General features: G+C 60.4%; 19 protein-coding genes. 7 read left to right on the top strand and 12 right to left on the bottom strand.

Going from position 1 to position 26,452, the window contains the following annotated elements; all coding sequences use genetic code 11:
* Positions 1-279 precede the first annotated feature (279 nt).
* Positions 280-1,248, top strand: a complete 969-nt coding sequence (locus D5261_RS26075) for a hypothetical protein (protein WP_125205769.1) — start codon at positions 280-282, stop codon at positions 1,246-1,248.
* Between the two features lie 75 nt (positions 1,249-1,323).
* On the opposite strand, the gene D5261_RS26070 is transcribed toward D5261_RS26075, so the two are convergent.
* The 4 genes from D5261_RS26070 to D5261_RS26055 all read right to left on the bottom strand — a co-directional run bounded on the left by D5261_RS26070 (position 1,324) and on the right by D5261_RS26055 (position 5,661).
* On the bottom strand, positions 1,324-2,556 hold the full coding sequence (locus D5261_RS26070; protein WP_119319224.1) for an acyltransferase family protein: 1,233 nt from the start codon (positions 2,554-2,556) through the stop codon (positions 1,324-1,326).
* Positions 2,557-2,767: 211 nt separating this feature from the next.
* On the bottom strand, positions 2,768-3,394 hold the full coding sequence (leuD, locus tag D5261_RS26065) for a 3-isopropylmalate dehydratase small subunit (RefSeq protein ID WP_119319225.1): 627 nt from the start codon (positions 3,392-3,394) through the stop codon (positions 2,768-2,770).
* Positions 3,395-3,397: 3 nt separating this feature from the next.
* Positions 3,398-4,801, bottom strand: a complete 1,404-nt coding sequence (gene leuC, locus D5261_RS26060) for a 3-isopropylmalate dehydratase large subunit (RefSeq protein ID WP_119319226.1) — start codon at positions 4,799-4,801, stop codon at positions 3,398-3,400.
* A 59-nt stretch (positions 4,802-4,860) separates the two neighbouring features.
* On the bottom strand, positions 4,861-5,661 hold the full coding sequence (locus D5261_RS26055) for a class I SAM-dependent methyltransferase (protein WP_165863882.1): 801 nt from the start codon (positions 5,659-5,661) through the stop codon (positions 4,861-4,863).
* A gap of 116 nt (positions 5,662-5,777) precedes the next feature.
* Here D5261_RS26055 and D5261_RS26050 point away from each other — a divergent pair, with 116 nt between their 5' ends.
* Both D5261_RS26050 and D5261_RS26045 read left to right on the top strand, forming a co-directional pair.
* The gene (locus tag D5261_RS26050; protein WP_119319228.1) at positions 5,778-6,698 is read left to right on the top strand and encodes a LysR family transcriptional regulator; all 921 of its coding nucleotides are present in this window, start codon (positions 5,778-5,780) and stop codon (positions 6,696-6,698) included.
* Between the two features lie 104 nt (positions 6,699-6,802).
* Positions 6,803-7,957 carry a glycoside hydrolase 5 family protein gene (locus D5261_RS26045; RefSeq protein ID WP_119319229.1) on the top strand — a complete coding sequence of 385 codons (1,155 nt, stop codon included), beginning with the start codon at positions 6,803-6,805 and terminating at the stop codon, positions 7,955-7,957.
* 51 nt (positions 7,958-8,008) lie between these two features.
* On the opposite strand, the gene D5261_RS26040 is transcribed toward D5261_RS26045, so the two are convergent.
* The 5 genes from D5261_RS26040 to D5261_RS26020 all read right to left on the bottom strand — a co-directional run bounded on the left by D5261_RS26040 (position 8,009) and on the right by D5261_RS26020 (position 17,141).
* On the bottom strand, positions 8,009-8,857 hold the full coding sequence (locus D5261_RS26040; protein ID WP_119319230.1) for a TrmH family RNA methyltransferase: 849 nt from the start codon (positions 8,855-8,857) through the stop codon (positions 8,009-8,011).
* 157 nt (positions 8,858-9,014) lie between these two features.
* The gene (locus D5261_RS26035; RefSeq protein WP_119319231.1) at positions 9,015-10,937 is read right to left on the bottom strand and encodes a methyl-accepting chemotaxis protein; all 1,923 of its coding nucleotides are present in this window, start codon (positions 10,935-10,937) and stop codon (positions 9,015-9,017) included.
* Between the two features lie 109 nt (positions 10,938-11,046).
* Positions 11,047-13,008, bottom strand: a complete 1,962-nt coding sequence (locus D5261_RS26030) for a carbohydrate-binding protein (RefSeq protein ID WP_119319232.1) — start codon at positions 13,006-13,008, stop codon at positions 11,047-11,049.
* A gap of 20 nt (positions 13,009-13,028) precedes the next feature.
* Positions 13,029-15,584 carry a polynucleotide kinase-phosphatase gene (locus D5261_RS26025; protein WP_119319233.1) on the bottom strand — a complete coding sequence of 852 codons (2,556 nt, stop codon included), beginning with the start codon at positions 15,582-15,584 and terminating at the stop codon, positions 13,029-13,031.
* 78 nt (positions 15,585-15,662) lie between these two features.
* The gene (locus D5261_RS26020) at positions 15,663-17,141 is read right to left on the bottom strand and encodes a 3' terminal RNA ribose 2'-O-methyltransferase Hen1 (protein ID WP_119319234.1); all 1,479 of its coding nucleotides are present in this window, start codon (positions 17,139-17,141) and stop codon (positions 15,663-15,665) included.
* Between the two features lie 53 nt (positions 17,142-17,194).
* On the opposite strand from D5261_RS26020, the gene D5261_RS26015 reads away from it, so the two are divergent.
* Positions 17,195-17,821, top strand: coding sequence for a macro domain-containing protein (locus D5261_RS26015; protein ID WP_119319235.1), 627 nt, complete (start codon positions 17,195-17,197; stop codon positions 17,819-17,821).
* A 193-nt stretch (positions 17,822-18,014) separates the two neighbouring features.
* On the top strand, positions 18,015-22,019 hold the full coding sequence (locus D5261_RS26010) for a beta-glucosidase (protein ID WP_165863883.1): 4,005 nt from the start codon (positions 18,015-18,017) through the stop codon (positions 22,017-22,019).
* 268 nt (positions 22,020-22,287) lie between these two features.
* Here the strand turns inward: D5261_RS26010 and D5261_RS26005 are convergent, their stop codons facing one another.
* A complete protein-coding gene (locus tag D5261_RS26005) occupies positions 22,288-23,082 on the bottom strand; it encodes an ADP-ribosylglycohydrolase family protein (RefSeq protein ID WP_119319237.1) in 795 nt (264 codons plus the stop codon).
* A gap of 432 nt (positions 23,083-23,514) precedes the next feature.
* Between D5261_RS26005 and D5261_RS26000 the strand changes: the two genes are divergently transcribed.
* Together D5261_RS26000 and D5261_RS25995 are read left to right on the top strand one after the other, a co-directional pair.
* A complete protein-coding gene (locus D5261_RS26000) occupies positions 23,515-24,351 on the top strand; it encodes a DUF1559 family PulG-like putative transporter (protein ID WP_119319238.1) in 837 nt (278 codons plus the stop codon).
* Between the two features lie 95 nt (positions 24,352-24,446).
* The gene (locus tag D5261_RS25995) at positions 24,447-24,653 is read left to right on the top strand and encodes a hypothetical protein (protein WP_125205770.1); all 207 of its coding nucleotides are present in this window, start codon (positions 24,447-24,449) and stop codon (positions 24,651-24,653) included.
* 76 nt (positions 24,654-24,729) lie between these two features.
* Here D5261_RS25995 and D5261_RS25990 read toward each other — a convergent pair whose 3' ends face one another.
* Both D5261_RS25990 and D5261_RS25985 read right to left on the bottom strand, forming a co-directional pair.
* Positions 24,730-25,842: a hypothetical protein gene (locus D5261_RS25990; RefSeq protein WP_119319239.1), complete on the bottom strand. Its 1,113-nt coding sequence runs from the start codon at positions 25,840-25,842 to the stop codon at positions 24,730-24,732.
* The gene (locus tag D5261_RS25985; protein ID WP_119319240.1) at positions 25,839-26,447 is read right to left on the bottom strand and encodes a hypothetical protein; all 609 of its coding nucleotides are present in this window, start codon (positions 26,445-26,447) and stop codon (positions 25,839-25,841) included. Before D5261_RS25985 ends, D5261_RS25990 begins: the two co-directional genes overlap by 4 nt.
* Between the last annotated feature and the right edge of the window lie 5 nt (positions 26,448-26,452).

Here is a 26,452-nt window from a genome sequence, read left to right as displayed (position 1 = left end):
GAACCGTATTTTCTGCATATTTAAATCTTCGCGGCGAACGGATGCCGTGCGGATGAAATGTTGGCTGAGGCGTCGCGAACCGTCGAAGTTTAGTAATAATATTATCGGGACGGGCTGCAAGGGGAGGCGCTGGTAGGGATGCCGGTTTTTTGCCGAGCAATTGCTGGGATTTGTTTTTGCAGTTATTCCTATGAATAGCAAAGACGTGGTAAAATGAAAGAGAAGCTTTGTTAGGCGCCAATCGTAACAATCACTATCAATCAAGGAATGGTCATCGCCATGACGCAGTATGATCTCGCCGGAAATCCATTGCCGAACGGCGGCGCGTCGCAGCCGCAATATGATCTCGCCGGAAATCCTATCGCGCCGCAGGGCGCTCCCATGGGAGGCGGCGGCGGAGCCTATGCTCCTCCCGGGATGGGGGGACAGGCCATCCAATACGATCTCGCCGGCAATCCTCTGCCGGTACAGCAGGCTCCGCCTTCCTATGGTAATCCCGCCGGCGGTCCCCCCCCAATGCCTGGTCAGCAGCCTTACGGCGCTCCCGGGCAGCGGAGCGGCCCCTACGGAGGTCCTCAGCAGGCGGCCAAGCAATCGGATAAGCGCGGATTAGGAGTTGGGATTGGGATCGTGCTGGCCGTTCTCGTAGCCGGCGGAGTATTCCTGAAAATTATGATGCCGTCGCCGGTGCCCGCGCCGACCTCGTTCACGCCATTTGTCGCTCCGAATAAGGACTTCCAGGTGCAAGGTCCCACCGGATGGGATACCGTGACGGCGTACGACGTGCCCGGCGATTCATCGAGCGACTCGACCGTTGGGGGCGTAAAGTTCAAGTCTGGGCCGGCGTTTATTGACGTCACCACGGATTCCGTCGCACAGATCCGAAACGACATCCTTCTCAACGGCGCCGGCGCCGCTCCGGACGCCCTGTTCGGCTCGCAAGCCGCGTATGAGCAAAAGCGCTCGAAGTCGCGTGTCTCAAGCATTTTGAAGAATTATCAAGAGAAGCCGATGCCTGCCTTCGCAAGCCCGATGGGTGAATCGGCGATCGCGGAGTATACAGCCGATGGCCCCAAAATCGGCATCGGACCCAAAGTGCATGGTTATCGAATGACGACGGTCGGCCCGAAGATCTTCGCCATCATCAATTGCCAGTGCCCGGAAGCCGACTGGCAGACGCTGAAGCCCGCGTTTGTCACGTCGATCAACAGCATCGCGGATGGGAACGCCGCGCCGCCCGCACCATAATCCCATGATGATCTGAACGCAAAAAACGGCCGCTCGCAAGATGCGAGCGGCCGTTTTTTGTCGAAGCTCCTGTTTTTAGCGAGCGCGGTTTTCTTCGGTCTTCAATCGTTTCATCTTTGCCGTCATAAACGGCTTCTCAAAGAGCAAATGGAAGATGTAGGCGGCTATGAGCGAGAGAGCTGCGCCTCCCACCAGGACTCCTAGGACATACACCGGTGTGTGGAAATGGTGCAACTGCATGAACACGCGGACGCGAGTGATGAGCAGCCCGTGCACTAAATAGAGGCTGTATGAAAACGAACCCAAAATCATCGCCGCGCGAGATTCCAACATGCGGAGAGGATGCAGTGGAAAGGCTGCGTTTCCGGAGCGCACTTGCCGGATGCACATCAAGATCACGCTGACGCAGAGACATCCAAGCAGCGGATGCATGATAATATCGACATCCCTCAGCTTGAGCAAAGTCGCCGCGATACCATAAGTGGTGATTGCGAGCGCGATCGACACGGCGCTCCAGGGAGTTCGATCGCGAATGGAGACAAGAGAAGGGATATCGGAGAAGGCGATCTCGGCGCCGAGCATCCCGACGGCGAAGAGGCCGATAAACCACGGGCAGGCCCAGTCGAAATTATTTTGCGCCGGCAGCAAAAGATGAGGCGCGCAGCCCAGCAGGAACGCCGCTGCAACCGTGATCCATATTCCCGCTTTCCGGCGTAACGGCAGGAGAAGGAGCGCGAATATGAAGTAAATATGCCACTCCACGGCAACGCTCCACATGGGCGGCTCGATGCCAAAAGCCCAGGCGTTCCGGAAATCATGGATCAGGAATGCGTGGGAGAGGATGTTGCCCGCTGTCAGATTCGCGGCTGCGTTTTTCGCTCCGTCACTGAGATGAGTATGCCGTTTCAGCACATCGACCGCCAGAATACTCAGGATTCCCAGGACCAGCGCGGCGTAATAGGGAGGAAGAATTCGCAGCGATCGGCGCTTGAAGAACTGAAGCAGCCCTCCGTTCAAACGCCTGTCGGCGAAGCGCACCGTGGGAAGCATCAGGCAAAATCCGGAAAGGACGATAAACACCGCGACAGCGTCCTTGCCGTACGACATCCAGTTCGTGGACGAGATTAGACGATTGGACGGATGCGCGAGACCTTCGATGCACTGTCCGCGCAAATGAACGAAGAGTACGCAAAGAGCCGCCAGACCGCGCATGCCATCCAGAAAATCCAGTCGAATTGGCTTCGCGGGAGAGGGGGAGGCTGACGAATCGGGGGAAGTTGCGGACGAACTATTGACGGTAACACTCATGAGGGACGTCGATCTCCAGGCTTGCAGTAATTGACGCAAGAGTTATATTATCCGAGCAAAATGTATGCCAAAGTGTATGAGGTTAAGATGGACAGGGAAGTCTTCGCGTGAGGCGGCCGCGATTCACGTGATAAATTATACAGGCGATAAAAACGCCTGTCAAGGAAAAAGGCCGCCCGCGTCAAGCGGGCGGCCTTTTCGTTGGTCTTTGTTACGCCGCGACCGGCTCCGCGGCGCCGCGCTTCCAGGATGGACGCTTGGTCTCGTACGCCGTGATATCGGGCTCGTGCTGGAGGGTCAGGCCGATGTCGTCCAGGCCGTTCAGCAGGCAGTGCTTGCGGAATGCGTCGACTTCGAACGAGAGCTTCAGACCGTCGGAATCAGTGATGGTCTGGGTTTCCAGATCGATGGTCATCTGATAGCCGGGTTCTGTCTGCGCCTTGGTCATCAGCTCCTTGACGGTTTCTTCAGGGAGGACGATCGGGAGCATACCGTTCTTGAAACAGTTGTTGTAGAAGATATCGGCATAGGACGGCGCGATGATCGAACGGAAGCCATAGTCGTCGAGCGCCCACGGCGCATGCTCGCGTGAGGAGCCGCAGCCAAAGTTCTTGCCGGCGAGCAGAATGGTCGCGCCTTTATACTGCGGCTGGTTCAGCTCGAACTCCGGATTTTCGGTCTTGCCGTCATCCAGGAAGCGCCAGTCGAAGAACAAGAATTGGCCGAAGCCCGTGCGCTCGATCCGCTTGAGGAACTGCTTCGGGATGATCTGGTCGGTGTCGGCGTTGGCGCGGTCCAGCGGTCCGACGATCCCGGTCAATGTTGTGAACTTTTCCATCGATTACTCCTTGTCCCAGTCCCGAATGTCCACCAGCCGGCCGGCGATGGCGGCGGCGGCGGCCATTTGCGGGCTCACCAAATGCGTGCGGCCGCCCTTGCCCTGGCGTCCCTCGAAATTGCGGTTCGAGGTGGATGCGCAGCGCTCGCCTGGCTGCAAAATGTCCGGATTCATCGCCAGACACATCGAACATCCCGCCTCGCGCCAGTCGAAACCAGCGTCTTTAAAGATCTGATCCAGGCCCTCGGATTCTGCCTGCGCCTTCACAATGAAGGAGCCGGGAACGACCATCGCGTGCACATGGTCGCTGACCTTGCGGCCCTTGGCGATTGTGGCGGCGGCGCGCAGGTCTTCGATGCGTCCGTTGGTGCAAGAGCCGATGAAGACTTTGTCGAGCGTCAGTTCGCGCAGCGGTGCGCCGGCCGTCAGGCCCATATACTCCAGGGCGCGCTCGGTCGCTTTGCGGTCGGTCTCATCCGTAATGTCCTCGGGAGTGGGGACATTGGCGGTGATCGGCGCGACCATACCGGGACTGGTGCCCCAGGTGACGTACGGCGCGATGTCGTCGGCGTGCAGGGTGACGAGCGTGTCAAACGTTGCGCCTTCGTCGGTCGGCAGCGCACTCCACTCGGCGATGGCGGCGTCCCAGTCCGCGCCTTCTGGAGCGAAGGGGCGGCCCTTGACGTATTCAAACGTCTTCTCATCCGGCGCGATCATGCCGGCGCGAGCGCCCGCTTCGATACTCATGTTACAGATCGTCATACGGCCTTCCATGGACAGGCTGCGGATAACTTCGCCCGTATACTCCACGGCGTATCCCGTGGCGCCGTCGGTGCCGATCTTGCCGATGATCGCCAGAATAACATCCTTGGCGGTGACGCCCGGCCCGAGCTGGCCGTCGACGCGGATCTCCATCGTCTTCGGGCGTGTTTGCGGCAGCGTCTGGGTGGCGAGTACGTGCTCGACTTCGCTGGTTCCGATGCCGAAGGCGAGCGAGCCGAAGGCGCCGTGCGTGCTGGTGTGGCTGTCGCCGCAGACAATCGTCATGCCGGGCTGGGTCAGACCCTGCTCGGGTCCGATGACGTGAACGATGCCCTGCTTCTTATTGTGCAGGTCATAGAGCGTGACGCCGAACTCCTTGCAGTTCTCCGAGAGCGTATCCATTTGGAGACGCGAGATCGGGTCGGCGATCGGCAGCAAGCGGCTGGTGGTGGGGACATTGTGGTCCATCGTCGCCACGGTCAGGTCGGGGCGGCGCACTTTGCGTCCGCTCAGACGCAGACCCTCAAACGCCTGGGGCGACGTGACTTCGTGGACGAGGTGCAGGTCGATGTACAGCAAGGTCTGACCTTCCGCCTCGCGCACGACATGCGCCTCCCAGATCTTTTCGAACATTGTTTTCGCCATAGAAATTCCTCCTGCTTGGCAGTACAGCAAATATTATACTCTCGAATGATGGACTATTTTTACGGCTTCACCGCGCGAACCGCTACCCGCCGCCATGTAAACACCGTCTCGCCGTCGGGCTGTGTCACGATATTGTAAATTGCCTTCGCGCTCTCGGGAGCGTTCGCAAATTGGTCGCGGACTTGCTGCGCCTGATCCGGCGTGCAGCCCGCTTTGAAGATCCAATCGGACAGCGGGATGGTGATGCCGCCGCCGGCGTCGCCAATGGTCTCCACAGTCAGGCCGGCGTCTTCCCAGATCTTGCGCCATTCTCGGGGCGTATAGTTGCGCACATGGGACGGATCGCGCAGGACCTCCACGGCGTTCTGCCAATCGGCGGCTTCCCAATCGTCGTCGGGAACGCTGGTGTCCACGAGCGCCAACCGGCCGCCGGACTTTAAGACTCGAGCCGCTTCGGAAGCAAATTTTTGGATATTCAGAAAGTGATGGGGCGCGATCCGGCTGACGACGATATCGAACGCTGCGTCGGGATAGGGCAGGGCTTCGGCGGGAGCTTCCTGGAAGGTGGCGTTGGTCACGCCGCGCTCTTCCGCCTGCTTGCGCGCCTGCTCCAGCATCCCGGTCGAGACATCGCCGCCAACGACTTCGGCCACATGCGGCGCGAAGGCCAGCGCCGTAAAGCCTGTTCCCGTAGCGACATCCAGAACTCTGTCCGTGGGTCGATGCCCGGAGTTGGCGAGGAGCCAATCGAGCGTCTCCGCGCTCCATGTGTTCCACTGCGCATTGTAATGCGCGGCTTGCTTATCGAATTGCTCTTTCGCCGAGCGCGCCGGAGCCGCCGCTTCGCTGTTCGTGCTCATACTCGCCATCCTCCTGTTTCTTCATCGGTGATTGACTCTATTGTACTGTGTCCGCTGGTATAATGCAAATGAAAGTTATTTATCTGAGCGATAACAAAATCACATAGTAGGGGCATATGGAACTGAGGCAATTGGAGGCGTTCGTCAAGATCGCTTCCGAGAAGAACTTTACACGGGCGGCGGAGGAGCTGTCGCTGACGCAGCCGGCGGTAACCCGGCAGATCGCGGCCCTGGAGCAGGAACTGCGCACGCGGCTGCTGGACCGTCTGGGGCGTCGCGTGGAATTGACGGCGGCCGGCGCCGCGCTGTATCCGTACGCGTTGGAGATACTGCGTCTGGCGGATGAAGCGCGGCGAGCGGTGGGGGATGTGGCGCAAGGCGTCTCTGGACATCTCTCCGTAGGGGCCAGCAGCACGGCGGCGACGTATCTTCTGCCGCCGCTGCTGCGTCGATTTCGCGAAGAGCACCCGGGCGTGGAGATGAGCGTGCATACGGGCGCGTCCGCGCGCGTGGCGGAGATGGTGCTGGCAAACGCCGTCGATATGGCGGTCGTGATGGATTTTCGCGAGAGGCCGGGGATCGCTTCCGTTACGCTCGCCGAGTATGCGAACGTCGCCGTCACATATCCAGATCACGCGCTCGCGAGGCAAAAAGAGGGGATCCGGGTTTCGCAGCTCGCGGGCATTCCTCTCATCTTGATGCAGACGGAAACCAGCCTCCGGCGCCAAGTGGACCGTTTGTTTATGGAGGCCGGCGTTGAAAAGACGGTGTCGATGGAGCTGGACAACGTCGAGGCGATCAAGAAGATGATCGAAGCGCGGCTGGGCGTTTCCATCCTGCCGCTGCTCGCCGTTCACTCGGAAATCACGGACAGCCGCCTCGCGGCTCTCACTCTGCAAGACGCCCCCGCCGCCCGCCAGCGGCTGTCCGCTATTTATCGCGTCGACAAATACCGCTCTGCCGCATTGCAGGCGTTTATCCAACTGCTTATGCGCGAGCTGGAGAAAAACTTTCTTGACAGAGAAATAGAACCGTGATATACTTTTGCTGTTGATTAATAGGATTAATATATATCAATCAGTGTCGTTGGTATATTATGTGTTAATCGATACTTTTGCGGTACAGGAAAGGCTGAATATCAATGGAGCTCACTTCTCACGTCCCACAGTTCGATTTACGATCGGCGCCCCGGATCTGCGCTCGTCGGATCGGCGCTGTCGCCGCAACGGCGTCGCTGGCGCTTTTGGCGTCCGTCGCGCTTTTGACCGGCAGTGTCCGCGCGGTTCATGCGCAGGCGAAATCCCTGGTCGTGCGCGGCTCGTACCAGCATATCAATGGGGTTAATCTGCCCTGGATGAAAAACGGGACGTCCAATTATGGTCATGACATCGGTCCAAACCATTACACCAACTATGGCTATAGCTATGTTGGCTCCGATGTGGATAAATATTACGCCGACATCAAGAATATGCATGCGAATGTCGTGCGCGTCTGGCTCTTCGAGGCTCTTCAGGGGTTGACCTTCGGGAGCAACGGCCACATCACCGGCATCGATGGGACGTTTCTGAACAATCTCAAGGACATGGTCCAGCGCGCCAATAACCATGGCCTGGCGCTGGAGCTGACGATCAATACGAACTCCGACATCGCGCAGAATGGCTACCCGGCGGGCGGGGGCGGCAAGGTCGTCAATTGGGTCACTGATTCCGGCGCTCAAACCGACTTTCTCAACAATGTCGTCAAACCGCTGGCTCAGACATTCAATGGTAATTACGGCGTTTATGGTTATGACATCATGAATGAGTGCAACTATGCTGTGTCCTCGGGGTACTGTAACTGGTCGCAGTTGCATAGCTATATTTACAATACAGCGCAGGCCATTCACAGTGTCAATAGCAGCACACAAGTCACATGCAGCACAGATGATGTCAACAGCTTCGCTACGGGAAACTTCTACAACCGGGTTGGGGGCGTGGGGCTGAACTTCTACGACTATCACAGCTATTCCGACAGCCCGAGCTTGTTCAGCCTGGGCAGCGGCGGTCCGTATCCGCAGATCGACAAACCGATCGTGCTGGCGGAATATGGGCCGCGCACGACGGGGAACTGGACGACTCAGGATAACGTCACTGGCAGCTTTATCAATCAGGCGTCGTATTTAGGATGGGCGGGGGCGCTCGCCTGGGACTACGACCCGACGGGTCAGGACAACCTCAGCATCATTTACGGCGTCAACAACTGGCATAACTGCTGCTGGACATTGCAGTGGTACTCGATCAATAAGTTCGGCCTGTAAGCAAGTCTTCCCTTCCTCCTGCGTCTTGGGGCGCAGGAGGAAGGGATGTTTTTATCCCGAACGGAGGAGATCCGCCGGGGCGGGATGGTTCTGCCGGAAGATCTCGAATAGCATAATCCCGGCGGCGACGGCGAGATTGAGCGAATCCGCGGAGCCGGCCATGGGGATACGGACCAGTTCATCGCACAATGACTGGTGGATCGGCCAGAGACCCTTGCGCTCGGACCCCATGAACAGCACCGTTGGGCGCTGGTACAAGACTTCGCGGTAGTCGTACGCGCCCTGAGGCGATGTGCCGATGAGATGCGCGCCTGCCTGCTGTTTCCACGTGGCGAAGTTTTGAAAAGTGGAGCGAATGAAACGCTGAGCGAAAATCGAGCCCATGGAGGCGCGTACGGTTAAGGGAGCATAAGGATCCGTTGACTTGCCCAGCAGGATGACTCCGCCCGCGCCGACGGAATCGCCGGTGCGGATGATCGTCCCCAGGTTTCCGGGCGAGCGGACGCTTTCACAGGCGACCCAGCAAAGGTCGGCGGATGGGGTAATGTCGGCAAGCGATTCCCAGCGCTGCCTGACAATGGCGGCGAACCCCTGCGGGTCTTCCGTCTGCGTGATGCGGGCGAGACATTCGTCGGAGACGTGGGTGGTGGGAATGCGATGGTCCTGAAGATATCGTAGTGCGCGCTGGGCGGCGGGAGTATCGGAGTGTGAGGCGGAAACAATCGCCGACTGGATCTCGGCGCCGCATTCCATGGCCTTGACGAATAGCCGTAGGCCTTCGATGCGGAAGAAGTGGGTGCGGTCGCGCGCTTCGCGCTGCGCGAGGAGATCAAAAAGGGAAACAGTGTCGCGCCGGGACGAATCGGCGATGCGCGTCAGGGTAGCTTTGGTTTTGGTCATTCATGGGCAGGATCTTTCATCCTGGCGAGGTGGACATGCGCTGCGTCGGCGGCGCGTTGACAGAGTGGTTCTCCGTGTGATTGTCCGTCCGGGACGGTGGCTCACACGGAGAATACTACTCAATCGAGACGCGGAATGTCAATACGGCAAGCCGGCGTTAGGCGGCTTTTGACAGACGTAGCGCCGTGGGCGTCGCGTGGCCCACATGGAACTGCGCGGTCTGCTCGACGAGCTCCTGCGAGATCGACGCCAGAGTCGCGGCGCATGCGACCATCTCTTCGACGGCCGCCGCCTGCTCGACGGTTGTGCTGGCGACGGTTTGTACAGACGCGGAAACTTCCTCCGCGCAGGCGCTCATTTCTTCGGCGGCGGCGCTGCTTTGCTCCACGATGGAGGCGACTTCCGCGATGGATTCGGCGGCCTCGGTGGAGGTCCGGCTCATCTGGCCGCTCGTCGCGTTGATCTCCTCAATGCGCTTCGTCACTCGTCCGATGACGTCCTCAATACATGCGAGCGACGCGCCTGCTTCCTCGGCGAGCCGTGTTCCTCGGGCGACTTCCTTTGTCCCGTCGTCCATGGCTCGTACGGCGTCCGCCGTATGCAGGCGCACGGTCTGTACGAGCGTGGCGATTTCCTTGGTGGATGTTCCCGCGCGCTCGGCCAGCTTTCGCACTTCATCGGCGACCACGGCGAAGCCGCGCCCGGCCTCGCCGGCCCGCGCGGCTTCAATCGCCGCGTTCAAGGCCAGAAGATTGGTCTGTTCCGCGATCCCCTCGATGATGCTGAGAATGCCGCCGATTTCCTGAGACGCCGCGTCCAGGCTTTGGATCGTGTCGGCGGAATGGGCGACTTTTTGACGGATGGCGGCCATGCCCGTGACGGTTTCATTGACTGCTTTCGCTCCGGTGGCCGCCGCGCGATTGGCTTCCGCCGCAGCGTCCGCCGCCCCGATGGCTTCCTCGGCGATTGTCCGCGCCGACGCCGCGAGTGTCTGGATCTTTCCGGACCCTATCGTGAGCGAGCGAGCCTGAGCGCTGGAACCCTGCGCCACTTCGCTTGCTCCGATCGCCGACTGCTCGCTTGCGTGCGCCACTTGCTCCGTGGTCGCGCTCACTTCCTCGATCCCCGCGCCGACCTGCTCCGCCGTTGTTGCAAGAACCTTGGAGGTGGACGCCAAATGCGCGGCCGATTGCTGAAGGCTGCGCACCAGATCGGCGACGGCGTTTTGGGATTGCCCAAACGAGACAATCATGGAATCGGTGTCCGCCAGCATGGCGTTGAATACGCCGCCCATCACGCCAAATTCGTCCTTGCTGGTGATTTCCAGCGGCTTCACTGACGATGTCGCTCCGACTGTCAGATCGCCACCCTCCATGGCGTTGACCGCCAGTGTCAGGCTGCGGATCGATCCCGTCTGAAGCGCGGCGAGGCGATTGGAGATCGCCGCGATGGAGGAGAGGATGCGGAGGATAATTACGAGGGAAAGCCATATTCCGATCAGCGTCACGACCACGGGAACGATCGTTCCCAGAGTTTCCGCTTCTTTTGTCGCCTTGCGCGAGACCTGGAGCTTCGTCGCCATCAGTCCAGTGTTAATATCTTCCAATTGGCTCAGATCGTCAAAGATATGCTGGTCCAGCGGATCGATCGACTGGTCGAAGTACGCCTTCGTCTTGTTACGATCGTTGTTCTTGACCATCGCGATCAATGTTTCGCCGTTCTGAACGTATATCGCCTGATTCGATTGGATATCCGTAACCAGAGATTTTTCCGCGGGCGTAATATCAAGTGCGAGGTAAGCAGCGAGCCACTTGTCAAATTCGGCGTTCTGCTGACGCCAAAGATCGACTCGCTTGTCCTCGCTGTGCGCGACATACAGTCCTAAGGTTTCCCCCTGGAATTTTTTCGCGACCTGCATCTCGTAGCAGGCTCGTACGGACGGCGCGTCCTGCGTCAGCGCATCGGTCAGCAAGAAGCCCAGCTTGGACGTCGATATCCATAAAATCGCGGTCACGGCAAGTAACCCTAAGACGAAGATACTGGAGAGAAATCCCAGCTTCCCTTTGACCGAAGTAATCATAATCTGCCCCCTGCGTTATCTCATTTGCTCGGTTGTTATTATCGGCAAAATTTTCAGAGAGTCATAGGGGAATTAACGCCGTGGATCCATACGGCAAGTAAAGCTTGGGTTATTGATGGAGTGTTTTCTTGGACGGGCGGGGAGGCGGGTCGAAAAAGACTCCGCTGAGTGCGGGATTTGTCCAATGGCTTGTGACGCTAACACGGAAAATTACTTGTCCTTGAACGTTCCAAACCAGATACTTGCCGGCGACATAAGTATTTAACTCTTCCGTGTCCAGCACCGCGCCGGTGGCGCCGTCCACGACTTGAATCGTCTCGCTGCGCCCGTTGGCGTCCCAGTCCACGCCATAAAGGGCGACCTGATGGACGGCGGCGTCCGGGAATTTGCAGTCGATGTCGTAGCTTTTGTCGCTGCATCCCCACTGTCCGGCGACGCAGTCCGTCCCGGCGGATTTTTGTAGTGCGCGCCGTTCGGTCGTGGATTTGCTCCATATCGCGGTCCACCCCGTGCGGCTGATCGCGCCGTAGCCTGGCGGCTGCTCCGCGTCGCCGGCAATGCCATATCCGTCGGCCCCATATCTCCCTTTCCACGCCCCCTGTGTCGTCGTGTCGGTCTTGACAAACACCGCGCTGGCGCCGGCGGCTTTCACGACCGTCGCGCTGAGGAACTTTACTCCGCCTCCGTCCTGCATCCACTTGAGCGTGTGCGCTCCGGCGGACAGCGTGGCGGGCGCGGCGATCGATGCGTTCTTGCTCCCCGCGCGCGCCGTGAGTGTTCCGGTCAAATCGACCCCGTTTTCGTCCTCCACATGGAACGTTCCGCCGCTCGCCGAGGTTACCTGAAAGCGGAAATGATAGTGTCCGCCCGCGGCGACTTGAACCGTGTACTTGCGCCACTGGCCGCCGTTCGCTTCTCGGCCATAGGCGACTCCCGGGCCGCCAACGTTGGCGTCGGCGGCCCGGATCGTTCCTGGGAGAGCGCGCGGCCCGCCGGCCGGAACGCGGCCGTCACCGCTGAGATAGACGCGGCTGTAGCTCCATTCGTAATATTTTCCGTCGAAGGCCGAGGCGTCCAGCTCCTTATTCACGCTGCCGATCTGGTTATGCCCCCATCCTGCGTCGAACAGGAAGTCCATGTCGATGGGCTCGTCCTTGGCGGTGTTGCCGTATGTCCAATGGTAATTGGATCCGCTTTGAACTTTGATCCCATCGACGTACATGGCGAACGAACCGTCTTTTTTGTAGACCCAGGTCCAGATATGGTATTGGGCGGCGTCGTAGGATTGGATTCCCAGCTTCGACATGGCCGTTCCCCAGCCCGAGTAGTCCACGGTGTCCTTGCTGGGGTTAGCCACGGAGTTGGAGTGCCAGAAACGGCCATCGTAGTTGGTGTTTCCGCCGCCGTTGTCGTAGCCGAAACTTTCCACCAGATCTTGTTCCGCGCCCTGGGCGGTCCCGTCCCATTTCCATTTGTTGCCGGCTGTCCAGAGGGCAAACCAGAAATAGGGGGGCGTGACATAGCGCACGCGCGTTTCCCAGACGATATCCCGGCCTAGCTGCGGGCCGCCGCTGGGCAGTCGCCATTTCGACATAAACGAGCCGTTCCCGGCGTTATGATTCCAAACCTGGACCTTGGCGGCGCCGTGCAGGGGCGTGAGGTAGGTGCGAAGAGAATCCGCCATGAACTTCCGAACCGGCGGACTGTCTACCCCCTCGATAGGCTGGCCGCCGATGGCGTTCGCGGCGTCCGGCGAGACGATGTTCGACCCATACTTGCCGCCATTGTTGATGGTCCCGAACTGGTCATGATAATAGAAATTCGCGCTCATATCCGCGTCGTTCTTCACCGTGCCCTTCGCCCCAAATCGCCAATTCTTCACGAGCGTCATATTGGGCCCGCCCAGCCCAAACGACGGCGCCGGTCCGATCGCGGGGCTGGTAACCGTACCGCCTCCGATTGTTTCCAGTGGCGGGGCGGCATAGGTCGCGACCGAAGCAGAGAGAACAATGCTCAGCATGACCGCCGGCGTCAAAGCCGGCGGAAAACTATTTCCGTTGAGATTTTTCATGGCGACAAGTTTACTTTCTTCTACAAGCGCGGATCGACCGGCTCGCTTTCCAGAGCCAGCACGCCGAAGACGCATTCGTGGACGCGGCGCAGGGGTTCGCGGCGGACGAAGCGTTCCAGGGCTTCGACGCCGAGGGCGAACTCGCGCAGGGCGAGGGAGCGTTTGCTGTTGAGACGGCGGCTGCGCAGGCGGTCGATGTTGGCGGGCGCGGTGTACTCGGGGCCGTAGATGAGGCGCAGGTATTCGTGGCCGCGGCACTTCACGGCGGGCTGCACGAGACCGCGACCCGAACGGGCGATGAAATCCCAGGGTTTGACGACCATGCCTTCGCCGCCGCGTCCGGTCAACTCGGTCCACCACGCGACGCCGGCGGCGACTTCGGCTTCGTCGTTGACATCGACGACGCGGTAGGGCGTCGCCAGCAGCAGCGCTTCGTCGGCGCGGCAGAGCCTGGCGAGCGTGTCCATATGCCAGACGTGTTCTTTGTCGGCATGCACGGCGCCTTCGGTCGCCAGCAGATGGAATGGCGCGAGTTTGAAGTCGTCGATCGAGGAGACCGGCCAGCAGTACCGGCGATACGCCTCCACATATTTCGTCGTCATCGCCTGACGGTCTTGATACTGCGCGAGCAGCGCCTCGGCTTCCGGCAGTCGCGCAGTGGTCAACGCCAGGGCGTCCACGGCGTCGGAGAGACTGGCCTGCGCGGCGGCGCCGACGGCGGCGTACTGGCGGCGCACGAGCTCCTGCGCCTTCGCGGACCAGGGCATAAGCTCGCAGTCCAGCGCCATCCAATCGGTTTTCAGGTCGTCCCAAAGTCCCGATGTTGTCGCGGCGTCCCGAATGCGCTCCAGAAACTGGCGCTCCAATGCGGCGTCGTCGAAGAAGCGGCGGCCGGTGCGCGTGACGCAAGTCCCCAGAGCGGTCTCCGGAACGCCGAAGCGCTTGCGCGCGGCGTCCTCGTCGCGGCAGACGATCACGACGGCGCGCGAACCCATATGTTTCTCTTCGCAGACCACGCGCGCGACGTCCTGGTTGCGGTAGTACGCGAACGCCTCGGCGGGATGCTCCAGCAACTCCGGCAGCAGCGAGGTTTCGCAGGGCGACATCGTGGGCGGCAGGTAGATCAGCCAGCGCGGATCGGCGGCGAAGCGGCTCATGACTTCGAGCGCGGCGATGGAGTTCTCTTCGCGGATCGTGATGTTTCCCGCGAGAGTCGATTCGATCAGACGCTTGCCGGTGACATCGTCGATCTCCAGCATGCCGTCGTCCAGATGCTGCGCGCTCAAGGCGGTTTGTGAGGGATCCGGCAGGAAGGGACGGACGGGTTCGGCGTAGACCTGCGCCGCCGGGACCGAGACGATCTCGCGCTCCGGGTAGCGAAGCGCCGTGAGTTTGCCGCCGAAGACGCAGCCCGTGTCGATATTGAGCGTGTTATTCAGCCACTGCGGCTCGGGGATCGGCGTGTGGCCGTAGACGACCATCGAACGCCCCCGATAATCCGACGCCCAGTTGTAGCGCACGGGCAGACCGAACTCGTCCGTTTCGCCTGTCGTCTCTCCGTACATCGCGAAGGAGCGGACTTCGCCCGAGCTGCGGCCCTGCATGGATTCTTTCAGTCCGGCGTGCGAAACGACGAGCTTGCCGTCGTCGAGCACATAATGGCTGACCAGGCCGTCCAAAAACGTCCGCACGCGCCCGGTGAACTCCGGAGGCTCGGGCGCTATCTGCTCCAGCGTTTTGTCCAGCCCATGCGTTACCTGCACCATCTTTCCCGAGAGCTTGCGCAGGAGCTTCGCGTCATGGTTGCCCGGAACGCAGATCGCCTGACCCGCCTCCGACATATCCATGATCAGACGCAGCACATCCGGCGTGCGCGGGCCGCGATCGACGTAGTCGCCGACAAACAGCGCCTTGCGGCCGGGCGGCGGAGCGACCGTGAACTTCCCATCGAATTGCGTGATGGCGTAGCCCAGCGTTGTGAGCAGCGTGCGCAGCTCATCGAAGCATCCATGGACATCGCCAATGATGTCGAACGGTCCGTGTTCGTGCTTCTTGTTGTTCCACAGCGGCTCGCGTTCAATCGTCAGCGCGTCCACTTGCTCTAAACTGTTCAGCACGAAGACATATCGGAAGCCTTCGCGCTCCAGTCCGCGCAGCGACCGGCGCAGGCTCTGCGTATGGTTGCGCACAACATGCGGGCCAAAGCTTCGGTCGGGACGCGCGGCGTTGCGCTCGTGACAGACCGACTCCGGAAGGTTGAGCACGATCGCGACGCTCAGGCAGTGCCGCCGTTTCGCGATCTCCACGAGCGGCTTACGCGATTCCGGCTGCACATTGGTAGCGTCGATCACCGTCAGGCGACCCAGCGTCAATCGCTTGTCCGTCAGATAGTGCAGGACCTCAAAAGCGTCCTTGGTCGCCGACTGATCGTTCTCGTCGTCCGCGACGAGGCCCCGGCAGAAGTCCGACGAAAGGACCTCCGTCGGCAGAAAATGCTTGCGGGCAAATGTCGATTTTCCCGACCCGGACGCGCCGACCAGCACGACCATCGCGAGTTCGGGGATCTTGATATTCAATTGCGTGTACCTGTACTTATTACCTAAAGTTCTTGCGGCTCGCGTGTCCCGGGTTTCGTAACCGGGATTTCTGATCCGCTATTCCGTCATGGCTCGCGGCGTTCGCGTAAACACCGCCATCTGCGATGGCGCGCCGACGCCGTCTTCTTCCGGACCGATCGGCGAAAAGGCCGCCGTGTAGCCGTGTCGCTCCGCGACGCCGCCGGCCCAGGCTTCAAACTCGGCGCGCGTCCATTCGAAGCGGTGGTCGGAGTGGCGCATTTTCCCTTCGGGCAGTGTTTCAAAGACGACGTTGTATTCAGCGTTCGGCGTGGTGAGCGCCACGACGCCCGGCTTGGCGTACTGGAAGATCACCCGCTCGAAGGCTTCCAATCGTGATGGATCGAGATGTTCGATCACTTCGACGACCGCCGCGCCGTCGTACCCTTCCAGGCGCTTGTCGCGGTAGATCAGCGATCCCTGGAACAGCGTCAGGCGCTCCCGCTGGCGTTCCGACATTCGGTCGAGATGGAGTTTGTCCGCCGCGATTTGCAGCGAGCGGTGCGCAACGTCCATCCCGCAGATCTCCATGAACGACGGTTCGTGGAGCAGCAGGCGCAGCAGTTTGCCCTCGCCGCAACCCAGGTCCAGCACGCGCCGCGCGCCGTGCGCCTTCAACGTATCGCGGACCGTTTCCAGGCGCTGGTCATGCAGGCCGCCGCGCCGCTCGCGCTTCGGCGCTTCCTCCATCGTCGGAGCGGCGGCGGCATCCGAGGCCGGCTCCTCGGACTCGGAAGCGGCGGTCTCGCTTTCATCGGCGGCGAGAACTTCCGGCTCCTCGTCGCCCACCAGACGCGCCAGCGCTTCATCGGCGAGTGTATGGCGGTACTTGAGATAACGCCGCACGATCAGTTCACGCTCCGGGTGCGCGCCCAGCCAGCCTTCGCCCTGGCGCAGTAGTTTTTCCACTTCTTCGTCCCCGACCCAGTAGTGCTTATCGTTGTCGAGCACGGGAATCAAGACATAGAGGTGCGAAAGCAGATCGCTGAGACGAACGGTTCCGGCAAGCGTCACCGTGTAATAAGCGCTGTCGCCCCACTCGGGAAACGTCGTGTCCAGCGCGTGCGGCTCCGCAGTCACGGTGTATCCCAGCGCCCCAAATAGCCGCTCCGGAAGCTCCGCGCCGCCGGCGCGGCAGGGAAGGGCGGAGATCCGGACGGTCAGCGGCAGCAACTGCGCGGGAAGCTCGGGCTTATCCTTGCATCGGCCGCCGAGCGCGCTGCTGAATATTTGCGAGATGGCGACGCTCAAATACGACGACGCGGCGTAGGGCCGGTCATTGACATATGGCTCCAGCGGCTGCCCGCCGCCGCGCACGCCGTTTTTCGAGCGGGACAAATCGACCGGATCGACGTCCAGCAGCAGCGCCGCCGTGCACCGCTCGTCGGTCGCCTCGGGGTAAAAGACATGCGCCTTGCCGAAGTTCAGCGTGAATGTCTGAACGCGAGCGGGGTTCTTGTGGAGCAGGTATCCGAGATCGGTCGCGGGGACATGCGTGGTGGTAATCGTAAGAAGCATTGTGATTCCGTGGTTTTTGATCGTGCGGAGCGGACGGGAAGGTAAACTAAGACATGGATGATTTCCACATTATACTCTGTGACCACTATCTTCCCGTCGTGCAAGCCTGGGAAGCTTACTTTACCGATGTGCCCGGCGTTGAAGTCGTCTGCGACACGATCTTCGGCGTGGAGGCCGACGCGCTCGTGTCGCCCGCCAACTCCTTCGGCCGAATGGACGGGGGATTGGATGCGGATATCATTGAATTTCTGGGCGAAGAGGTCGAAATCGCCGTGCAGCAGGCGATCGCGCAGCGCCACGGCGGGGAACTGCTCGTCGGTCTCGCCGAGGTCGTTCCCACCGGCATCCTCCAGTTTCCCTACCTCGTCTGCGCCCCCACCATGCGCGTCCCGCAAAACGTCTCCAAGACTGTCAACGCGTACCTCGCCTTCCGAGGCGCGCTGCGCGCCGTCCGCGAGTACAACGCAAATCACGACGCGCCGATCCGGCGCCTCCTTGTGCCCGGCCTCTGCACCGCCAACGGCTTCATGCCGCCCCTGCGCGCCGCCCGCCAAATGCGCGCCGCCTACGACCATATCGCTCTGGGCAAAGCCCCCAATCTTGATATCTCCCTCGACGCCGGCGCCGATTCCGACGACCGCGTCAATGTTCGCCTGAGCGAAGCCCGCCCTCCCGCGTAAGCGCTGCCCGCGAACGATTTTGCCCCCGCCGTGTCGCTAATCGATACGGCAGGCTGCTTTTGCGAAAAATTACGAAACATGTTGCGTTGCTGACTGTCTTTAAAGTGGGATGCCCTCCAATCATGGCTTATCGAACGAAAATCCACATCCTAACGCATTGATTGCAATTTTAGACAAACGCCTGGAGAAATCTATGAACCGTCGCCGCTGGTCTGTTTACGCCTTCGCCCTCCTTCTGCTTGCGGCCGTTGGCGCTTTGGAAACGCCGCTCAACGCAGAGACCACGCCGCCTGGAAGTTCGGCGTTAGAGAAACAGGTCGATGATGTCCTGAAACAGATGACGCTGGAGGAAAAGGTGAGCCTTTGTTCTGGGACCGGCCCGAGCTTTCGCGGTGTTGCTCGCCTTCATATTCCCGATCTGCAATTGACGGACGGCCCGCGCGGCCCGCATGGCGCCGGGCCGACGACCGCGTTCCCATCCGGCGTCATGTTCGGAGCGACCTGGAACCCCGATTTGATTCAGGCGGCCGGCAAGGTAATGGGGGAGGAAACACGGGCGGGCGGGCAGGGGATCCTGCTCGGACCGGGGATCAATATTCAGCGCGATCCTTTGGGCGGACGTTTTTTCGAATATTACACCGAAGACCCTTATCTCAATGGACACCTCGCGACGGCGAATGTGCGGGGCATTCAAAGCGAAGGCGTCGCCGCGTGTATCAAGCACTACGTCTGTAACAACCGCGAGGACAATCGAAACAACTACATGTCCATGGTGGATTCGCGGACGCTGCATGAGATCTATTTGCCGGGTTTCAAGGCGGCGGTGCAGGACGGTCACGCCTGGTCCGTTATGACAAGCGCCAACGGCGTCAATGGCGATTTTGTCAGCGATAGCCGGGTGCTGCTGAACGGGATCTTGAAGGGCGAGTGGGGATTCGACGGCATGGTCCTGACCGACTGGCTGCAAACCCGCTCCACGGAAAAAGCGGCGCTGGCCGGGCTGGACGTTTCCATGCCGGGCGGCGTGTGCGGATTTGCCGCGCCGCTGTTGGAAGCCGTCAAGGCGGGCCGTGTCCCCGAAAGCGTGATCGATGATAAGGCGCGGCGTGTGCTTCGCGTCTACGCTCGCATCGGGCTGCTGAGTGATCGGACGCTGACGGCGGGAGCAAATTGCAATACCCCGGCGCATCAGCGCGTCGCCCGCGAGGTTGCCGCCCAGGGGATCGTGCTTCTCAAGAATAGCCGCCATCTGCTGCCGCTCAATCCCGCCCGCTTGAAAAACGTCCTGGTGCTTGGTCCAAGCGCCGACAAGCGCTTTTGTGTGATCGGCCTTGGCGGAAGCTCATGGGTTCAGGGGCCTTATGAGATCACGCCGCTGGCGGGGATTCGCCGCGTGATGGGCGACAAAGTTCAGTATCTTTCGACCGACGATCTGGGTGGTTTCCAGCCTATTCCCACGGATGTCATGCAGCCTGTCAACGGCGCGCCCGGGTTCCAGGCGAAATACTTCGCCCAGGGCGGAAGTGAGCCGGCGGCGCAGCGTGTCGAACCGCAGGTGAACTTCATGTGGGAGATGCGTTCACCCGATCCCAAGATTCCGCCGGCCGGGTTTCGCGCTCAATTTATCGGCCGCGTGATCCCGAAAGTGACCGGCACGTACACGATCCGGATCGCCGCCAAGGGCGAAGCCTGGCTGTATGTCGAAGCCGGCGGCGGGGCGCCGGTCGCGGTCGTCAACGCCGCGCAAGGCCGCCCTGCGGCGACCGCCGTGGTCGAGATGCAGGCGGGCAAACCGTTTGACCTGCGCGTGGACTATACGCGCCAGCCGGGCGACGCCGCCGTGAGCCTAACCTGGGAGCCGCCGAGCGCGCCGCGGTCGTGGGCGGCCGTGGATGCGGCGGCCCGAAAAGCGGATGCCGTAATCGTGGTCGGCGGCATCGATCATAGCCTGGATTCCGAGGGACGCGATCGCACGAATATGCATTTCCCGCCGGTTCAGCAGATGCTGATCAATCGGGTGGCTCGGCAGAATCCCAGAACGGTCGTCGTGTTAATCAATGGCTCTCCCCTGGAGGTCGGCGGCTGGCTGCCGAATGTCTCGTCCCTCGTTGAGGCCTGGTACCCAGGGATGGAGGGAGGAAACTCCATCGCCGATGTGCTGTTCGGGCGCATCGATCCTTCGGGACGGCTGCCCTTTAGCTGGCCGAAGCGTCTTGAGGATTCGCCCAGCCGATTGCTCGGAACGCAGAACAACGACGAAGTGGATTACAAAGAAGGATTGATGGTTGGGTATCGGTATTACGACACCAAACACGTCGATCCACAGTTCCCATTCGGTTATGGCCTGAGCTACACGACGTTCTCTTTCGGACCTCTACACGCCATTCAGCACAATGGCCGCGTTTCCCTCAACGTTACGGTGAAGAACACAGGGACGCGCGCCGGGGTGGAAACAGTCCAGATTTATGTCCGGCCCTTGAAACCCTCCGTTTCGCGCCCGGTTCACGAACTGAAAGCCTTTCAGAAGATCTCGCTCAAAGCCGGGGAATCCCGACGAGTCGATTTTCAGCTCGGCCCGGAGGCATTTTCCTACTTTGATCCGGCGACAAATCAGTGGCGAGTCGATCCCGGCTCCTATGAGATACAGGCCGGAGCGTCGTCGCGTGAGATTTTGAGCGTCGCCAAAGTTGTGGTTCCTGCTCCCGCCGTTTCTCATGCCCGCGCCGGATCGCAGCCGCCGCTCGATTTCCTGGCGATCTTCGATACGGTTTCAGGCGTCGGCGGCAAAGACTTCACCGAAGCCGACCTTCAGACGGAAATGACGAAGCTCAAGGCGCAGGTCGGGCAGAATCAGGGACGCATCAAGGTGGGCTTTTCGCACATCTTCCACTCCACGCCGTCCCTCCGGATCCACTGCCGGATGGCGAAGGCGAACAATCTTTCCGTCGGCGTGATTATCGCCGTGCAGAGCCACAGCGGCAGCTTCGGCTATCCGCCGCTGCTGGACAAGGATTATCGACGGATGCAGTGGCGGCTCGACGGCGTGACCTGGAACGGCGAATCCGTGGTCGATCAAAAAGGCAGCCCGGAGTTTCCCAGCCGCGACTGGCAAGTCCCGACGCCGTCTCGCTACTGCGCTCCCATTCATGACGCCGCGATGGCGGAAGTCCGCCGCGAAGCCAAAGAAATTCATGGGGTGATGGCAGAGTATCCCGGCGAGATCGCCGCCGTGAACGCCTGTATTGAGGAGGAGCTGGCGACCGGGGGCGAAAAGCGCGACGACTTGCTGGCCGACTACTCTCCCTACGCCGTGACGGAATTTCGAGACTGGCTGCGGCATACGGGCAAGTACGACGACACGGCGGGCGACTACGCCGGCCAGGGAGCGCCGGCGGAAATCGTCGGCCCATTCATTCGTACTCACGGCGCGCTGCGAAGCCAGTTCTACGACGATCCCAGTCCCGCGCGCTCTGGCGGAACCGGGAGTTCATTCAATCAATGGTTCGGCGCGAACTTCTCGACATGGACTCTGCGCTATTGGGACCTTGCCCGGTACCCGTCTGCGATCACCGACAAGAACTTCACGCCATCGCCGCAAACCGGACCCGGGGCCACTCCCGGCGGCTTTGACGCCCCGCGCAAACGCGATCCGGCGGATAAGTTCTGGAACGCCTGGAGCTGGGATGTCCCCGACCACGGCGGCCAGTATCCGCCGGGCAATCCCGACCATCCCGCCTTCGGCTTCCGCCAGTTCGAGATCAAACATTTCGTCGCGGACGTAATGCGCGCAGCGATCCGCGCCGGCATCCCTCAATCGATCCTCTACGCCCACCAAATCCCGGGCGAGGAGGTCAGCCCAGGACGCGTCCGCAGCGGCGGCGATCCAATCTGGACGGGGCGATACGATCCATCCGGCGCACTGGGCATTACCCGCTTTGGCCCCATCGACGTCGCCAAACTCACGCAGTACAGCCATGACTGGGGGATTTTTGAGTGGCACACCGCTCCGAACATGAAGGCGGACGACCACGCCGTCTACGATGCAACCATCAAAGCGCTGGACGCATACGTTCCCGCCGGCGGACACGTCTTTTTCCCGGGCTGGTGGCAGGCCGGCGGTAAACTCGACTCAGTCATGCCTCTCAACGACTCACAATTCGCCGTTGCGCTGCGGGATTGGATTGCGTCCCATCAGTGAGGCTTGCTGGGATAGGTTTTTCGATTGCGTAATTCGTCAGAAGGCCGGCGAATGAATTCGCGCCTACAAGTACGGTCACCCGCCTTCGCGGGTTCAGAAACGTGGTCATAAACGTTCCGAAGTCCCCGAAGGGGGACGGCCGTACTTGTAGGCGCGAATTCATTCGCCGGCCTTACTACGAAATCCGCCTGCATTTTTGTGTGGATTGCGTCATTAAATCGGCAAAACGCATTAATCGCCGACGACAGGCTTGCATAATACCAGTTAGTCATAACACGTCGTTTCCATACACTGTTGCAAACTCTTCCACCGTCGCCCGCAGTCGCGTGTCGAGGTGTTTGATGGTCCGCTCGGCGATGGGGTCAGGGACGCCCCCGTAAAAGGCTTCGGCGATGGCGCCGGCCATACAGGCGAGGGTGTCGCTGTCGCCGCCGAGGGAGATGGCTTTGCGCACGGCGTCTTCAAAATTCTCCGATTCGAGGAATGCGGTGATGGCTTGGGGGACGGAGCCCTGGCAGGACACGTAGAATCGGTAGGAGGGACGGATTTCGTCCAGGGTAGGGCGCAGATCGTAGGAGAAGCGCTGTGAAATCTCGGTTTTGATCGACGCTTTGCTTTCGCCGTGACGGGCGAGGAAGACGGCGGCGGCGATGGCCTGCGCGCCTTTGATCCCCTCGGAGTGGTCGTGCGTCACCTCGGCGCTGATCTTGGCTTCGGCCAGAACCTCGTCCAGCGTGTCGAACGCGTAGCCGATGGGGCTGACGCGCATGGCGGAGCCGTTGCCCCAGCTTCCGTAGGGCAGGCGGCTGCGCGAGCGCGCCCAGTCGAAGAAGGTTCCGCCGAAACCGGCGTCCGGGTAGAGATGGAAAAACTCGTGGAACTTGTCCACATAAGCTTCGTGGCTTTCCGCATCTCCCTCCAGCAGCACTTCCGCGACCGCCGCCGTCAGCACGGAATCGTCGGTGAAGCGGCAGTGGCCGCTGAACAGGGGAAAGTCCTGAAACTTGACGTTATTGCGCTCGTACACCGATCCGATGACGTCGCCGGCAATCGCTCCCAGCATGACTTCCTCCGCATTTCATTGGCGATCTTCCGCCAATATTTTACCCGATCTCCGTACGCTTGCCAGTCCGGCGTCGATACGTTTCACTGCGTATCGGTATGCGGCTTGTAATGCAACTTGCCGACGGAAAATTTCTCAAACGATTCTTGACAGATCCCAAAAACTACGATATACTCAATTCATTCCCGTTAACGTTTACGGGATCTCCGGCAATGTCGCCTTTCCCGTTCATTACGCCTGTCCGAATCGAATTTACGCCGACTCATCCGAGGCGCGGAGAATGGTTCTCACGCCCCGGCTTGACATAGTTTTGCTTTTCGTGGACGCCGCGCTTTCGCGGCGCCGTTTCGGCAGAGTCGCCTTTTTTCGTTTCTCTCATCATCTCAATATCTCCAGCGTAGTATCGATCTGGAGAAGAAAAGGGTACACGTCATGACAAAGCGCACCATCGGCCGGGGATTTACGCTCATTGAACTCCTCGTCGTCATAGCCATTATCGCGATTCTCGCGGCAATTCTCTTCCCCGTCTTCGCCAAAGCCCGCGAAAAGGCCCGCCAGATCTCCTGCGCCTCGAATCTTCGCCAGCTTGGGATTGCGGAAGTTCAGTATTCCTCGGATAATGACAGCGTCTACAGCGGCGCTTATGAGTGCACGCAGTGGGATGCCGCGGCTGGCGGCTGTCAAGGCGGCCGTGTCACGTACGCGGAACTCCTTTGGCCCTATGTAAAATCGCTCGGCGTTTTCCAGTGCCCGGACGCAACCGCGAACGACCACTTTAATGACGACGGCGCCACGGATTGTACGTTGAATCCTAACTCTTGCGGCGCTGGCAAAGGGACGCTGGATTACGCCTACAACAGTTTGGTCAGCTCCGACGGCAACGCCATTGTTGACTTTGGCAATGCAGGAACCACGGCGGTGAGTTATGGCGACGACCGCGCCCAGAATCCCGAAGCGTCGATCGATCAGCCTTCGGAAACGATCCTGATGCTCGACGGCGCGCTTGGCCGGGATTATCAGAACAACGTGTTTGGCAATTACAACGTCTGGGCGACGTTCCTTACGGACATCAGCGGCAACTATTACGGCGTCGATTGGGGCGGCGGTCTCACGACGAGCACGGCTCCCGTTTTGCGCCATACGGGCGGCGGAAATATCCTGTGGTATGATGGGCATGTGAAGTGGGCGCGCAACAGCCGAAAGGTCACGCCGACATATCCGCAGGGCGGCACTTACTACTGGTACGCTAAGAAGCCCGCGACTCCGTAGTCGAGTTTTCCCTGGAAGCGCCGCTCCCATGGGCGGCGCTTCTTTGTTTTGAACGGAATGGCGAGCACTGAGCCATTTGGCGTTGAGGTAGAACGATGACTTCCTGGAAATCTAAACCCATCTCCCCTGTCGTGGTGGGAATTATTATGGCCGTGGCGCTGGCGCTGATCGTCGGCATCTTCTTTGTGGTGTATCGAGGCCCGGATCATACTGGCCCCTATCTGGACGAGGCGCACTCCAAGCAGTATCATCAGCATCGCCAAAACACATCGACTCCCCCGATGGCTCCCGCCGCTCAATAAACGACTCCGAGGAGCCGGTGTTTATGAGCGGCAAATCGGGAACGGGCGGCGCGACTCCGCGAGACGTCTTCTGAATTTATTCTCCGCCCACGCTTTTGATAATCCGCTCCATCACCCTTGGCGTCGGCATCGGGATCACGTTCTCGATCTTCGCCGGGATCCCGGCGAGCTGTAGGACTTTTGGGTCGTTCTGCGCGCCAAGAAGACCGGAGCGGAAGCCATGCTGTTCCCAGGCGATCTTTTGGATCTCCGGGTCTTGCAGGGCGTCCAATAGTTTCGCGCCTTTGTCGTTGAGCGCGATCATTGGGTGGCTGCTCCAGACCGTCGGGCGCGGGTAGAGGATCCGGATGCGCTGCTTGAGCATATCCCGGTACTGGGAGTTCGCCATGCCGAACTCCACGAGCTGGCTTTCGTAACCGACCACCAATGGGTTCGCGCCTTCTCCCATCTTCAGGAACTGATCGAACTGGTCGGCGGAGCTGCCCTCCATATAGCCAAGCCGCCCGAAGAACGACTTGAGTGTGGGGAGCGTCTTCGTCACCGTGGAGTCGTCCACCACCTCGCCGCCGTTGGAGATGTTCGCCATCAGGCCGGCGAACATCATGCCCGAATTGCTCTTGGCCGGGTCGGTGGAGCGCACCGAGATCGCGCCGTAGAGCTGATCCAGTCCGATATCCTTCCACTTCGTCTTCTTATTCACCATATCGATCAGCTTCGGTAAGTCGACGATATAGTACTCGGCGCCCTGCTTGGAGACGACTTTGGCCTTGATCAAGGCGTCCGTCACAAAGTCCCAGGAGTAAAGCACAATCGGCGAGTTGAAGATGATGTCCGACTTCACCATCTTGCCGCCGCGTTCTTTGTAAAGCTCCTGCGCCACCTGGCTGGAGGGCCACAGGAAATCCTGTCCGGCTGTCTGTCCCTGAACCATCTCGATGGAGCCGAGCTTGGTGGCGTCCACATGGATCCCGTACTTGTCCTTCAGGATGCGCGTGACGTCTGGATCGGCCAGAAATCCCAGCTTTTCTCCGCCAATATACCCGTGGACATCGATCGCGGCGGGGACCGCCTGTCCCGTCTGCGTTTGCGCCGGGCCGGTGAGCTGCGCCTGCGGCTTGTGGATCATCGAGTAAATCACGACCGCGAGGGCGACGGCGATCAAGAGGATCAGACCTGCTCTCTGCTTCATTCGGTGTTTCCTTTGCCCAGATAGATCTGATTGAGTTCCTTCAGTGTTGATTGGTACGACTCGATGTGCGCGGAGAATGTGGCGGCGTCCTCGTCCACCATCTTCGTGTTGATATCGTCGAGGGTTTGAAGGACCGCCGTGGTGTATTCGGTAAAGTCGCGGATCGCCGGGTGGGAGGCGTCGCGCAGCCGGCCCGCCAGGGACGCGAACCGCCGGGTATTGTCCAGTGTGGCGTCCAGACATTCGCGGATGTACTCGCGCCACTGCGCGTCTTGATCCGGGTTCGAGGCCAGATATGTGAGGATCGACGTCGCCCGCGCGGCGATATCGCGGACGCGGCGCGCGAGGTCGCGGCTGGTCAGGCTTTGGCCGAGCAGGTCGAGCGCCGCCGCCTTCTGCAACTCGGTTTGCGAGATGGGCGCCGGAGTTCGTCGCGTCAGCAGCCATACGCCGCCGTAGGTCAGTGCGGCGAGGACGACGGCGAGCAGCGGCGGCATATGCTCGACCATCACGAGCAGCGCCAGCGCGACGACGGCGACCACGCCGGGGATGATGTCGGTCTGTCCGTTAGGCTGCTGTCCCGATGGGTTAGGACGCTGCGTCACAAAGC

It is taken from the genome of Capsulimonas corticalis, from assembly GCF_003574315.2.
Taxonomy (GTDB): domain Bacteria; phylum Armatimonadota; class Armatimonadia; order Armatimonadales; family Capsulimonadaceae; genus Capsulimonas; species Capsulimonas corticalis.
The sequence above is the reverse complement of the archived record's forward strand: the minus strand, read 5'-3'. Positions and strand labels throughout refer to the sequence as shown.